This window comes from Siphonobacter sp. SORGH_AS_1065 (assembly GCF_030818595.1).
In the GTDB taxonomy this organism is placed as follows: Bacteria; Bacteroidota; Bacteroidia; order Cytophagales; family Spirosomataceae; genus Siphonobacter.
Window position 1 is genome coordinate 14,675 of record NZ_JAUTAM010000009.1, and the last position, 14,031, is coordinate 28,705.

A 14,031-nucleotide genomic window follows, 5' to 3' on the forward strand; every position below is an offset into this window, starting at 1 on the left:
GTATGAAATCAAGTAAAATCAAAGGAAGAAATGTAAACGGGCACTTGGCTAAGCTGCTGTAATTGTTCTTCGGTTAACAGATTACCTTTAATCATAACATGCGTAGTTACCCCCCCCTGAAAGCCGCTGAGTAAGCCCATCTTTCCTTTAAACAGCTCCTGAATTGGATTTTTTTCATCTGCTTGTACTAGAGCTGTATACAATTTGAAATGGGCCAATAGGCTTTCTAATAATAGTGGTACCAGATCCTCTCTGCCTTTTTTATAGAAAATGCCTTCTAATGCTAGAAATGAATAAGTTGGTTGAAAGAGCCTTCTCAACCCAGGCACTTTAGGAAACAGATTCATCATTAGCTTCCCTACAAAGCCAGGCATCTGTTTAAATTTCCATGTTACTGGGTTTGCCTGTACACCTGCCATGTATTCTTCTCCCTCTTTCAATACGAAATAGTTATCCTGATAGCCAATTTTTCCAAACGTTTGTAGACCATAATGGGAATAGAAGCTTTCGACTTCATTCATGAGTTTTGGCTCTTCTAAAGGATATGCCTGTACAAACCTTCGATCCTTGGAAGGGAACATTCGTCTAAATACACAAGTTTTCAGTTGTGCTATAGACTTAAAATCCAGCTTTTTAGATAGGGCTATTGACCGAGTGTTCTTTCCCTCGATGTAGGAGTACAGTAGATACGGGAATTTGCAGCTATCCTTTACAAATGCTACGGCTACGTTTTTGAGGAGCTGTCCATAACCATTCCCTTGACTGCTTTCGGCAACTGCTAAATATCTACCATAAAATCCTTCTATTTCCCATGGGCACTGAATGGTTCGTTGGTCCAAACAGTAAATCCCCTGTAATGTGCCGTCTACGTATAGATGGAAAAATAAAGGATTGTACAAAAGTCCAATTTTCCTTTCCTGGCCAGTTTGCTGATATCGGATTCCCTTTGTTCCGTATAGAGTACTTTGCAATAGATCAATAGCCGGTGGATCTGCTATCGGTTTTACAATGATCTTTAGTTGTTGAACTGGGTCACTGAGCAATACCTTTTCCTTAGTTAAGATGTCTTTGTTTTGTGGGGACATGAATCAGGTTATCGTTATTACTTCTATATAAGATTCCTTTTCTAGTTTAATCAGAGTTAATGGGCTAGATACAATAAATATATTTTAAAAAGCGAGAGGCAAAAAACAAGGCTTGGGCAGAGAGGCATCCATTCAGCATCTATGAAGTGATTCGTCCTCTATTGTGGCTATAATGTCCTTTGAAAAGGGGGGTTAAGCATAGGCTAATTTTATTTATTTTTTTTTCTTACCACTTTAGCATCATAAATCAATCCACTGCATTCCTATGGTATCATCATTATGCACCCATTCAAATGCCTTAGAAGAAGTAAGTTCATTTGAATCCCTGCTGCCTAAAAAAAGCAATCTTCAAATCAATTCGGAGGTTGAAAATGAAGCCCTACGTTACTTGCTGGAAATAGCACCTGTATTGATCTCCACACTACGTGAAGTTGCATCAAATCCTGATTTTGATAGGACTCGCGTCAAAAGTGTTGTTAATAGTATAAATCTACAAACTCAAATACTCCTCTTAAATTCTGACTTTGGAGAAGCTAGCTTAAGTGTTCTTGTTGCATAACGAGTAATCAAAAAAGGAGAGACGTGCTTGTCTCTCCTTTTTTACAACCGAGGTTTCGGTCGTTTTACTGGTTTATCTATATCCTGAATAGAAGGTGGGTCAGCCACTTCTACGCTTGAACTCTGCTTGTCTGAAATGGTACGATCAGTAGTCTTCCCCCCCGCTTGGTTAATACTTTTTGCGTAACTGAAAGTTGATAATTCAAGTAATGTCTGCACATCAGCCTTAGTGACATTCAAAGTATTTCTTTTTTGAACGTGTGGAATCTCACCAAGTTCGTAGGAAATACTCGATTTTTTCTGCTGTATTTCTTTAAGATCTTCGTTGAAATCCTTATTTAAGGGTCGAACGATCTTAAAGATTTCTGCCTGAGCATTTTGAGAAGAAATAGACACTAATTCTTTTTGTACTAGTAACAGATTCTTTTCCTCCTTTGGAAATACGATAGCAATTTGACTGCTGATCCCAGGATCAGATTTTAGGACTTCAACGGATGCTGACTTGCTTAAACCTTCAGGCACATAACTATTGATCCGCGAAGCTATACGGTCTGCTACTCCGATCAATTCAGCGATAGGCCGATCCGCCTCTAACGTCAGTACAAATTCTTTGGGTTTTGTGATTGCTTCTGCATCATTTATTTCCCGCTCTCTCACAATAGATCGAATACGCAGCTCCTGAGGGATAGCTGGATGTTGGATTCCTCCCAGTAATAAAATATTAAATTTCATTCCCTCTTTCTCATTATCCATCCCAAGCAAAACCTGATTTGGTTGTACTTCTTTGATAATTCGATTCAGATACTCAATCTGTTTATGAGAAGGTTGTCCTCCCGTAGAGATGTACATCCGATTCTCGTCAGTAGCTGGTGGACTGATTTGATGAAATGATATAGCATCGATAGGGTTTTCAGTTACTACGATTCGTTGAACTTGTAAAGGGTGAAGAGCCTTAGTTAATTCATCCAATTGATTACCTGCAACCGTAACTTTATTGTAGGGAACTTCTCTGCCGACCTTAGCTGGATCATTGAAATAAAAGGTGAATTTTTCAACGTCGTTATCCTGATTCTTGAGCAAAACCCCCTTCGTACCTTTAGGCAGAGTTATGTCCACAGGTTCCCCACTATTATTTTTAAGCTGAAATTTCAAGTCACTTTTGGTACGTAATACTGGATTCGAAATCCACAATCCATCACGTCTTTCTCCTGCCGGGAAGCCCTTGAAATTTGCATTTCTAAGGATGAGCGTAGTAATACCATACTCATTCCGCATGGGGAATGCGGTGTTATGAACTTCAACACTTTGCTTTGTCGAGAGATTAAACCCTTTCGAATCAACGATTTGCTTATAAAACTCAGGACTATAGATCGTTGGCAATGCTAATGCCCGTTGCTTTACCAGGTATGCCGGGTTATTAAGAACAGTTCTCACCTGGTAGTTTTCCTGAAGTTCTTTTAGTCGAATCTGAGCGAATTCCTGATCAGTTAAATGACTAGTAGCATGAGACGTAGACTTTTTGTAGTGGTCAGAGACCGCTACGGGAACGGCCTTCTTATAATTTTCAATACCACCCAAATACTGGATTAAATACTGGTTGACTGCTGCATAGTTGTTTTTGTATACCCATGTCAAGAAGTCAATGGGTCCACCGCGACGAGAATTGGTTTGATCCAGAAAGAAAGGAAGTCGGCCTCCATCATTGTTTGGATACATAACTACCTTGGTATCTCCATTCGTAAAAGTTTGACTCCGAGAAGATCCTATTAACCCTTTAGCGGGGATATGTTTAAATCCTGAATCTGTTAGAAGCCGGTATGGATCAAGTTGTGGGGCTACTTCATTCCAATTGATGGCTACTGGCTTTCTGACCTGATTAGTTTGATGGCGGTCTTGAAGTAGTTGTGGGTATTTACCCTCCAGGAGTTGAATATCAGCCCCCTTTTTAGGTGTCTGTAACAGTGTACGATACAGATCATTTTCATTGAGGACAGGAACGGCTATTAAACCAGCACCTAATATTTTTTTATTCTTATAGATGTGATTGAAAAAATCAGGGTGTAAACCAGGAGCTGAGTTATAGATTTCTACCTGTTTAGAATGAGGTCCCACTGTCAGTAACGGCTTTTCAGTCCGGGTATAGAACTTATTTTGTTCTAAAGGCAGGATCTTATTAACAAGCTTAAAAGCGTCCTGTAGCTTTTGATAGTTTCCCTCCGTGGGATTTACCCAAAGCTTAATAGTATTGAAGTACCTACTATCCACGTATTTCCGTAAAGCGAAATCCGAAAATGCTATGTATTCTACCCCCCCTAAATTGAGTGTAGAAAGTACTTTCTTCTGCGTATCAGAAGTAAGGTCCGTCATAAGGGAAAAGTTATGTCTAGTACCAATATTCATGTGTTCAAACAGTTAATGAGGTGAAAGACTTACTTTTCCTTTGACATTGGTCCCACCCATTCTGCATTGAACTCTTCACTATCAGGCAGCAGCTTGGTATGAGTCTTATTTCCTTTTAGAATAATGTCTTCGTTAAGAACGAAGCTGTCCCATTCTCCATTTTTGACCTCTAGACTCTCTAAACCACATTCTAGGTTATGAATTCGTAGCACTAGGTCTTCTCTGTCTTCTCTTGTATAGCTTTCCCACTCCTCTGGGTTTTCTAAGGCGACCTGAGGAATAGGAGTGTTATCTTCTGTCAATACAATCATAAGTGGCTTGCCCATAATCTCATTAAATATTATTTAGGTCAATGTGTGCTATTTCTTTTAGTCGCTCTAGAACGATCTGAAGTGACGGTTTGTGCAGACGATCAACCGGAATAAAGTGTAAATGTAATCCATCATAGAAGCCCAACTGTAGCGGAAACAGAGAATCAATAATTTGGTATAAAATTGATTGTTGTCCTTCAGTCAGCCCGATGTGTTTGGATGTATTCGCAATTATCTCCTCTAAAAATGAAGGGTAACGTTCTATGGCATCAGCTACTTTCAAAAGTATGGCCATATCTACATCCAGCCTTTCTTCTTCGCACTGTTCAAGAACAGCTTTAAGTCCTGAAACAGTATTCTCATCTGAAATTCTTCGGTCAATGATACGCTTGAGCATTAAGCCTGGCTTCTGCTCATGTATATTAGTTTCCTCCCTTACATTGAGTCGAATATCTGGAATAGCAGGTAATACCCCTGATAGCATTTTAACTTTAATTTGGTCGATACCGACAACTTCAGATTTGAAAACTACCTTTAAGCTTGTATGATCATCTACATCAATCTGCGAATATACAGGTAGAAGATTCTTGAGTCGATTAATTTGAGCTGGCTCAAGCTTCTTTAAATTCAATATTTGATGTAGGTTTATAATTTCGATATCCCTCTCATAACGTTCTACGCTGCTGGCATCATCCAACTCCTGATTGATCTCATTTACTTCTTCATTTACGAAGTAATTTTCGTAATCATCTTGATTTTCAAAGGTTTGTTTTTCCTTTTCTTCAAAATGAACTACGTTAAGATCATTTAAGTACAGCATATGTAAATCATCTCTTCTTTTCCAAGCAGCTTTTGTTTCTTCAGTGCTGAGATTCTGAAGATAGTCTCGAAAAGACCGATTAAAATCCTCCTGAGGTGATAACTGATCAAAGAATTGTTTATGCTTCTCGTATAAACTTTCTAAAAGAGTGGAAACATGCTGTTCTTGCTCATTTTGAATAAGCTGATTTTTCCTTAGCAATTTATGATGATTGTAAAGCTCTTCCCTAGCATTCCAGAGTTTGTCATTATCTGTTTGAGGTATAGTTTTTCCATAATCTATTAGAGCTTGAAAGGATTCTAGCTCAGCAGGTAAAGAAGAGAAGAAAACTGAGTGTTGTAGATACAATTCCGATATACGATCCATAACTAAAATACAAAATTATTATCAATAGATATTTTAATATTAAAAATGCTTATTTTTACTTTATAAATCTAATTTATGAGCAAAAAATATCTACACATAGTCTTTTTATTGAGTTTTTCTCAGGTAATTGCCTCTTCTCCAGTAAGAACGGTATCTGATTCTTCTAAGCAGCAACCATCACTATTGTGGGCACGCACCACAATTATGAAAAGCTGGGAAAGATTTAATGAAAAAGAAATGCTTCAGTATTATATCAAATGTCCAGATCCGGTATTGAAGAGTTACTTTCCAGCAATATTACCACTGGTTCTAGAGGAAGGAGATATGAACCTGTCTTCGAGCTTTGGCTTTAGAGTTCACCCCATAGACGGTCATATTCGTAAACATTTAGGAGTTGACCTTACGGCTTCCAAAGGTCAGCCCGTGTATGCAACGCTAAGAGGCATAGTTCAGACTGGATACCAATCCGGCTATGGTTTATATGTAAAAATTTCTAATCAATTTTATTCAATTATTCTTGCTCACCTCTCTTCGATCATAGTTAAAACAGGGGATGTTGCATTACCTTATACCTGTATTGGCCAGGTGGGTTCCTCTGGAAAATCAACTGGTAATCACCTACATTACGAGGTACGATTTAAAGGTCAACCAACTGATCCTGGCCAATATATGTTTTTAAATTACCAATAGGCAACGCACTATCTATCTTCAATCTTCTCCCTCATTCAGATTAGAAATCTCGTCAAGCACTGTATCACTAATCGTTTGTTTATCAAACACTTCGTTTATATCGAACCCATTTTGACGCAAGAATACAAGTAATCGCCATAAACGTAGCTGAGTAATTTTTCCTTCAAAAATGCGTTGTGTTGCATTCTGTGGCAAGCCCATATACTTCGCTATATGAGAAATCTTTGGTTTAGTCGTACCTTTCAGGAAAGGTTGAATTCGCTCCATTAATTGTTTCTCCCAATACTCCAGGGCTGCCTTTAGGCTCTCTTCGTCTTCCTGCTGGGTAGTTAAAAGTTTTTTCATGTTTCCCTATCAATTCCACCATTGCTTTGTGTAAAAATAAAGGAATTAAAGCCATAGATGGAAATAAACTCAATTATCTATAGCTTACCTCCCTGTAAAGTGAGACTTAGGTAAGAAATGAAAAAGGAGTTACAAGTTTCTCTTGCAACTCCTTTAAGTAGGTCATGTATTATATCACTTTAATACTGGTTTCTGACGAAGAGGCTCATTTTCAAGCAAATACTTTATATCTGACTGTATTTTTAAAAAATTCTTCTTGAGCACTAAGTCTATAATCTTCTTTTCACTAAGTCCTTCCCGCTCTTGATCTGTTAGCATTTCTGAAAAATCGTAAATGGTAGGAATTTGTACCTTTTCGCCTGGCACAACGTCTCTTACAACTTCTGCGTGAAACATATTCTGAGATAAATCAAACTCATTTTCTTCTGCCACAACACCTACAAAATGGCCTTGTTTTAATTTACCGATTTTATCAGGAGGAACTACATCTTGCAACTGGGTACTAAACTGGATACTGGTATCGTGTTTAGAATGGGTATGCGTTTCCTTGAGCTGGTTAGTTTTACCCATTAAAGACGTCATATGCTTAGCCGATTCACCCGTTACATTACCTGCTATAACATTAGCACAGAGATGCTTAATCACTTCTGCCTGTTCTTTACCATAGTCGCGATTCAATTGAGTAAAATCCTGAATCCCCAATACGATAGCTACTTTATTACTTCTAGCCACGGCCATTAAGTTATCTAATCCTCTAAAGAACATTGTAGGCAATTCATCAACAGCCAATATGCATGGGTTTTTATCAGGTTGATTCAGAATGGTTGCAATCTTGTTCATATAAAGACTCAAGGCTGCACCATAAATATTTTTCCGCTGATCGTTATTACCGAGGCAAATAATTTTAGGGTTTTCCGGCGAGTTAATGTCGAGTGTGAAATCGCTTTCGCTCATAACCCAGTACAGAGTTTGAGACGTGAGCCTAGACAAAGCTAACCGAGCGGAAGCAACCTGACCTTCCAACTGTTCTACTGCCCCTTTCTTATGAGCGGAAAGAAACATCTGTACATAGTTGAAAATCTCTGGATACTCATTTAAACGAGAGAAAAGCTCATCATAATCCAGGTTAATGAATTCTATAAGGTGAGGAAGTGAACAGATATGAGCTAACGGGCTTTCTTCTGGCTTGGAGCCCTGGCTACCATCCAATTTCCACTTCTCCAGTTCTTCTTCATACTGCTCACGGTATTTGACCGAAACTTGCCGCAAATACCAAATACAGGAGGTAACTAATGCTATGGGAGAAGCCACGAAAAACTCACCTTCCTTTTTAATCCAGTCTTTCACCAGATTAGTCAACATATTATAAGAAGCCTCGGAAGCGTCCAGAATATCAGGTAGATAAATGGGATCTAATGGATTACAACGATGGCTTTTGGTTACATCATCAAAATTGATCACGCAAAACTCTGGAACTTTGGCGATATCTTTCTGATGACGTAATAGTGACCATAAGGAAAATGAAGTCAATACCGGAAACTTAAAGTCATATACAACTGCTGAGAACCCCTGCCCTATAGATTGATCAATGGCTGGCTCAATGAAAGAAAAAGTCTTTCCTGAACCTGGCTTCCCCATCACCAATACACCCCGAAATGGATTCAGAACGTTAATATACCCAGCAACACGCTTTTTTTCATACCTAAAAAAGCTTCTATAATTGTAAGAATACTGGTTACCGATCTTGCGAGTTTCCTGCGGAAATGTTTCATTTTCATCATTAAACAAATCTTCCTGAAGATCATTGGCCATCAACCTTTTGTATAGGGTCACTCCCTTGATGAAGAGTACCTGACCTAAACTATGACAGACTAAATACAAAAGAAAGAATATCTCATTAGTCTCGATCAGTAGACGATACATATAGCATGCACCGGTAGCCAAGATCACTAACAGAACCCCAACTACTAAATGACCGATGACAGAGTCTTTACTAATACCAGGTCTTTTAACACCTTTAATCCCTAAACTGAACATTATCAGTAGCCCTGATACGATCCCCAGTACAATAAAAGGATTAAAAGCCCAGCTCATTCGATATAGAAAGAAGTCATAAGTACTTTCTGCTACCGATTGGCCAAGCTTGGACAGCTTGGGATGAATGAAGTTCATCCCAATTAAAGCGTAATGAAGAAGACTAATTGCAACCGCAGATAGTAAAAACCAATAGTGTTGCGTTAAGGATGAATCCTTTTCTTTGGAGGTAAGCATGCCTATTTCTTTCGTTTGGGCCCGCGTTTTTGCTTTTGATCGGGGGGCCGTTTAGCTGGATTTTTTTCAATAATTTCATGATTTACAAGTCCCATTAAATATTGTCCAAGAGTAAGACGCTCCCAATACAAAATATCTTTGAGGCGTTCATACTGTGATTCTGGTAGGTCGAACCGTACACTAATGGTTTTCTCTATCCTATTTGCAATTTCCTCATTAGTGGATAATTGGGATTCGGAAGTAGAAAGAAGTGTTTTAGTTGGAGCTATATCTTTTAAAAGAGGTATCTCTATTTTCTTAGGTTTAGCCATTGCCTATTTTTAATTTTTCCAAAACCTCACTGGCTAATGCTTTATAATCAGCAGCACCATTTGCCTTTTCTTCGAAAACGAAGATGTCTTTACCCATTAGCTGGGCTGCGGATAGAGCTGAATTATCTCTAATATATGTAGAAAGTACCATTTCTCCCAATTGTTCATGAGTCTTATCAATAATTTGTTTACTCAAGTTACGGTTGCTTTTAGGGTTGAAACGAGTAGCTAAAACCCAGCCATTTTTTAAAAAGCTATTAACTTCTTTGATTTCGTCAGCGAATTGAACAAATTTTGCTAATCCTTCATAAGCATAGGCTTCTGCTTCTAAAGGAATTAAATATCGATCTGATGCACACAAAGCTAATCGTGTTAAATCACCAATAGCAGGCGGGCAATCGATGATTACATAGTCATAAAAATCCGATATTTTTTTAAGTTTAATACGAAAAGTAAAAGGAAAATTACCCAATTGTTTAATAGCTCCTTCCTTATTTACTAAAAAACCGCTAGCTGGTAATAAATCCACATTTTCAGATACTTCTTTTTTTACGATTTTATCAAAATCATCTCCTAAAATGAAATCTCCACAATCTAGTACAACACCTGATTTGATTCCTGCTCCACTTGTCAAATTAGCTTGAGGATCTAAATCGCATATTAATACTCTCTTTTTGAAGTAACGGCCTAGAGCGGCTGCTAGATTTTGAGCTGTAGTTGTTTTACCAACGCCGCCTTTATTATTGGCTACTGCAATTGTAATCATTGTCTTGGGTGTTTTTTCAGATGGTAAAGTAAATGTAAAAAAATATAATTAAATATAATTTTTTTATAAAATACACAATCAATTGATTATCAATAATTTAATAATATAAATAGGTCAACTAAGTTCATTAGGTTAAGTGGGTCAACTAGGTCAATAAAATTATTTCCCTTATTTTGCCAACAAAAATTCGGTAACTCAAAATACTGTACTATGAAACTCACTACTCAGGAGATCTTGGATCGACTACCCAAGGAAATTTTAGATTCTTTAGAGCAAGTCAGAAAGAAATACTCAACCAAAAATACTCTGACTGAATTGGCTCACTTTATAGCTACCGATTTCGAGTCTAGAGATATGTATTTTGGTGAAGATTTTATCAATGATATTAAAATCAAACAGGCCTTACACCTTTTAACTACTAGTCACCCAGAATACATCTCTTACGATGAATTTAAAAAGACTGGCAAAATTAGAAGCAGCGAGGAAGATGTTGAAGGTAAACTTGGTCCTTTAAATTTTGATTTATTAGTTCCACCTAAGAAGGAATCACTTAATAAAGTAAGTAGTGACTCAGAAGTATCAATAAATCGGCAAAAAATACCAACAGAATCACAACAAACGCAGATTGATCAACCAGAAAGTAACTCTGATAAATCTTCAAAAAAAGCATCTAACAAATCAAGCAAAACAGATAATAAAACACTCAATAGTACTAGTAAATTAAGGAATACACCATTAGAAGATAGTGTAGTTGTTAGAATCCATGTACCTTTAGAAGACTATTCTTTATTAACGTTACTAGCTAGAAAAGAAGGGCTTACAGTTCCTGCTTACTTCCTCAATTTATACCAGAATGATTCGAAATTTCAAAAGGTTAAACACTTACTAAATCAATAGTACAAAAGGGTGAGGCTTTTTTCTCACCCTTTATATTACACTCCCCTACTCCGCCGTGGTCTAGTTTGCCGTAAAGCTTTTGCAATTTTTGCCATATCAGATTCTTCTTCACCATAAACCCTCTTGGGATGGATATCAGGTTCAAAATCGGAAGTGAGATTACGCAGTCGATCATGAATTGTCACTTCACTGAGGTCTTCAGCAATTGGTATCAGGGTCTGATCAACTCTTCCGAATCTATTTAAGAGAGATTGGGCAGAATATTCGTTCCCTAAATAACTCCCAGGAACTTGAACAAAGGCATGCTCGTCTTTAGGATTTTGAATCAAAAAGGAAATCCCCAGAATATTCCCGTTCGAATCAATCCCAACTGGAGGGATGACAACTTTGATACCATGACGGTTCAATTCCTCACTGAAATGAGTCAATACTGCAAACTTATCTATGTAAGAATCCGTTTTGCCCATAGGTGGCATTTTGGCAACTACTGAGTCGATGGTCAGCCTTAATGAAGAGACTTGCTGAAAATCCTCCATTTTCAGTATCCTAGTCGTTGGAGAGACAGTATCAGTAATAGTGTGTTTCCCCTGAGTTTCTTTGGCAATCTGTTTAATAAACGTGGGGAGATCCCTTGCTGTAAATTTTCCTAGGGGCATAGCAGTAATAAGTTTATTAAGCAAGTCACTATGCTCGTTGACCTTAGAGTAACCCTTTAGAGTTTGAAATTTAAGTACAGGTCTAACGCCTTCCTCTCTAATGGCATTTTTGTATAACTGCCAAATAGAAGAGAACTTATCCCCGGCGGCTCCCTCTGATTCACTTGTCTGTATTTTTTGTTTAGGTGATATGCAATCCCTCAATATGAACTCTATAGCTTCTCGATTTGATACACCTAAATCAACACCATTAGTTAAGAGGGTCTGGTGAAATAGTGTCCAAGATGATAAAAAGCTCATCGAGGTTTGTTTGTGATTTTCATTAACTAACCTAAGCCCATCTCTGACTACTTGATGTGAATCTTTAGGTATTAGTTTCCATAAGTTCGACTCATTTATAATTCTCGATGCTTTCTCGTAGGCTTCCTGTTTTGGCTGATTAAATCTTCCAGCCATAATGGTAGATTCTACCTGAGATAACGTTAAAGCCTTAGCTGTTAATGCATTCTTATTTACTAATACTAACTTATCATTAAATGAAAAATCATGTAAATGAATAGGGCGTGCAGAATTTAACACTGCTTGTGATAAAATAGAATCGAATTGAGTCGTAATAAAATTAGTTTTAATTTGATCTTTTATACCATTTAAAGAATATTCCCTAGAAACATCACTTCCTTTAATAATTACGGGTTCCTTTCCATCTAGTAAGTAGAAACTAATACCTCTCTCCATTCTTACACCTATCCGATTTTTCTCCATCTCTCTTACAAAATCTTTAATACTTGTACAGAAAGGTATCGTAGAATCAATAATTGGTTTGATCTTCCTTATTACATTAATTTCAATTGTTGATTTAATACTTTCGTAAGAGTAATTTTTACTTAGATCCGATTCATTTACTGCAATATGGCCTTGGTGGCTATTACGAAAGACTAATCCCACCTTTGAATACAGATTATACCCATTTGCGTTCATTAGCTCTTTCAGTTCGTTTAATGAAGTTACCTTTCCAATTCCTTCTTTTAAAATATATTCAATTTCAGCTATACGTCTTTGTTTTTCATTAAAATTTTTCGGAAAAATATCAGGTATGTGAATCTTCCAACTTTTCTCAAGGGCTTCCGAAAATTCAACTAATGGCCCTTTACTGTCAAGTACCATTTGAACCTCTTGATGTAATTGCTTTACTTGTTCATAATCTTCCAGAGGTTTCAGTCCATACTTTTTCTCCATCTGTCTGCAAAAATCTTCATTCTTGCGATAGTTCATTTTATCAGTCGCAGTGTTTTTTCCCGTGGAAAGGTCAATTCGGTTGGCAATGATATGGACATGAGAATGAGCTGTATCGTTATGGCGAATTGCTAAGAGTTGGTTATCGGCAAACCCATATTTCTCGGCAAAATCTTTCACGATTGCTCGCATGAGATTGTTATCTATTTTGTCGTCTGGATGAAAGCTCAGGGTTTGATGCCATAAAAACTTATTTGTTTTGGTATTCATTTTCGCAACCTTATTGAACTCATTAGCTAGTGCGTTGGGATTAACAATACCACTCTTCAAATCTCTCATCTGAGCAGTGGAAAACCCTTGGTGATAGATTAATTCCCCACGAAGTACATGTTCTTTTTTTTTGTACTTTTCCAAGCCATCTAGTTTCTCTTGCATGCAGTAAGCTATCAACCCCGCTGCCCCCTTACCCAGACCTGTTTTACCAATCATAGTTCTGGTTCTATCTTATTATAATTACCGATCACCTGAGTCTCAGAAATCATTTCTTGAAAGATTCTTTTTAACTCATCGAGCTCAGCAGACTCTTTTTTTCCAAGTTTACCCTCTTGTATGGCAACTTGGGATAATCCAATTATTAAGCTTTCACCTGTCCTAACCAAAGCTTCAAGATTTTGTATATTATCTGCCTTTCGCAATCCTTGAGTAACATATATCTCGGTTTGCTCTATAGTTCTGACAAGACCAATTTCTGCGTCAAATAAATAACTTTTCTCCTCTGAAGTAATTTCTTTTTCTTTCCAGGCCATGACTTGAAGCAGTCCTGTTGATCTCCTTAGATCACGTAAAACTTCTAAAACCTCCTGAGGAAATAGCTTCGGAACAGGAACCCTGATGGGCTGTTTCAGCAACAGAGTGCGAAAAATATCAGCTGTAGATAATCCTGATTTTTCTTTTAATTTCTCTAGTAACCTAATCTCCTTTCGATTGAATCTTATATCAGTAACCCGATAAGACCGTATTTCATCTGGCGGAAGAAGCTTTCGCCCTCCCTTCGCTCGGTTTGCTGAGCCCATGGATTTAGGCTTCTTCTTTCTTCTCTTATCCGATTTTAGTTCTTCTTCATTTTTACTTCCTTTTTGCGGCATAGCATCTATCAATGGGGGTTGTTAAAAATCATCAATTCATTTACGAATTATTACTCTTGAGCTGCTAGCGAATGTAACTCTCACTAAACAAGCCTGTAAGTGAGGAAAAGTGGTTTTTGTCCGGACAAAAACATGGCTTGCTACCAAACTCTACCCAAAATGAATAATGTCTTTTTT

13 protein-coding genes are annotated in these 14,031 nt (G+C 37.5%); 3 read left to right on the forward strand and 10 right to left on the reverse strand.

Annotated features, from left to right (window positions below; all coding sequences use genetic code 11):
- Positions 1–8: 8 nt before the first annotated feature.
- Positions 9–1,085 carry a hypothetical protein gene (locus tag QE390_RS24110; protein ID WP_307144263.1) on the reverse strand — a complete coding sequence of 359 codons (1,077 nt, stop codon included), beginning with the start codon at positions 1,083–1,085 and terminating at the stop codon, positions 9–11.
- Positions 1,086–1,350: 265 nt separating this feature from the next.
- Here QE390_RS24110 and QE390_RS24115 point away from each other — a divergent pair, with 265 nt between their 5' ends.
- A complete protein-coding gene (locus tag QE390_RS24115) occupies positions 1,351–1,644 on the forward strand; it encodes a hypothetical protein (RefSeq protein ID WP_307144264.1) in 294 nt (97 codons plus the stop codon).
- Positions 1,645–1,685: 41 nt separating this feature from the next.
- On the opposite strand, the gene QE390_RS24120 is transcribed toward QE390_RS24115, so the two are convergent.
- From QE390_RS24120 to QE390_RS24130, 3 genes are read right to left on the reverse strand one after another with little or no spacing between them, the layout of a single operon-like run.
- Positions 1,686–4,043 (reverse strand): toprim domain-containing protein, encoded by a 2,358-nt coding sequence (locus QE390_RS24120; RefSeq protein WP_307144265.1) that lies wholly within the window; start codon positions 4,041–4,043, stop codon positions 1,686–1,688.
- A 29-nt stretch (positions 4,044–4,072) separates the two neighbouring features.
- Positions 4,073–4,369, reverse strand: a complete 297-nt coding sequence (locus tag QE390_RS24125) for a hypothetical protein (RefSeq protein WP_307144266.1) — start codon at positions 4,367–4,369, stop codon at positions 4,073–4,075.
- A gap of 7 nt (positions 4,370–4,376) precedes the next feature.
- Positions 4,377–5,540: a hypothetical protein gene (locus tag QE390_RS24130; protein ID WP_307144267.1), complete on the reverse strand. Its 1,164-nt coding sequence runs from the start codon at positions 5,538–5,540 to the stop codon at positions 4,377–4,379.
- A 75-nt stretch (positions 5,541–5,615) separates the two neighbouring features.
- On the opposite strand from QE390_RS24130, the gene QE390_RS24135 reads away from it, so the two are divergent.
- Positions 5,616–6,230 carry a M23 family metallopeptidase gene (locus QE390_RS24135; protein WP_307144268.1) on the forward strand — a complete coding sequence of 205 codons (615 nt, stop codon included), beginning with the start codon at positions 5,616–5,618 and terminating at the stop codon, positions 6,228–6,230.
- Between the two features lie 18 nt (positions 6,231–6,248).
- Here the strand turns inward: QE390_RS24135 and QE390_RS24140 are convergent, their stop codons facing one another.
- The 4 genes from QE390_RS24140 to QE390_RS24155 form a co-directional block, all read right to left on the reverse strand.
- Complete coding sequence (locus QE390_RS24140; protein WP_307144269.1) at positions 6,249–6,575, reverse strand: hypothetical protein; 327 nt, start codon at positions 6,573–6,575, stop codon at positions 6,249–6,251.
- Positions 6,576–6,749: 174 nt separating this feature from the next.
- Positions 6,750–8,846 carry a type IV secretory system conjugative DNA transfer family protein gene (locus QE390_RS24145; protein WP_307144270.1) on the reverse strand — a complete coding sequence of 699 codons (2,097 nt, stop codon included), beginning with the start codon at positions 8,844–8,846 and terminating at the stop codon, positions 6,750–6,752.
- A gap of 2 nt (positions 8,847–8,848) precedes the next feature.
- Positions 8,849–9,157 (reverse strand): hypothetical protein, encoded by a 309-nt coding sequence (locus tag QE390_RS24150; RefSeq protein WP_307144271.1) that lies wholly within the window; start codon positions 9,155–9,157, stop codon positions 8,849–8,851.
- Positions 9,150–9,923, reverse strand: coding sequence for a ParA family protein (locus QE390_RS24155; RefSeq protein ID WP_307144272.1), 774 nt, complete (start codon positions 9,921–9,923; stop codon positions 9,150–9,152). The genes QE390_RS24150 and QE390_RS24155 overlap by 8 nt, the downstream gene beginning before the upstream one ends.
- A 210-nt stretch (positions 9,924–10,133) precedes the next feature.
- On the opposite strand from QE390_RS24155, the gene QE390_RS24160 reads away from it, so the two are divergent.
- Positions 10,134–10,820: a hypothetical protein gene (locus QE390_RS24160; protein ID WP_307144273.1), complete on the forward strand. Its 687-nt coding sequence runs from the start codon at positions 10,134–10,136 to the stop codon at positions 10,818–10,820.
- Positions 10,821–10,855: 35 nt separating this feature from the next.
- Here QE390_RS24160 and QE390_RS24165 read toward each other — a convergent pair whose 3' ends face one another.
- Positions 10,856–13,198, reverse strand: coding sequence for a relaxase/mobilization nuclease domain-containing protein (locus QE390_RS24165; protein WP_307144274.1), 2,343 nt, complete (start codon positions 13,196–13,198; stop codon positions 10,856–10,858).
- Positions 13,195–13,854, reverse strand: a complete 660-nt coding sequence (locus QE390_RS24170) for a hypothetical protein (protein ID WP_307144275.1) — start codon at positions 13,852–13,854, stop codon at positions 13,195–13,197. Before QE390_RS24170 ends, QE390_RS24165 begins: the two co-directional genes overlap by 4 nt.
- Positions 13,855–14,031 lie beyond the last annotated feature (177 nt).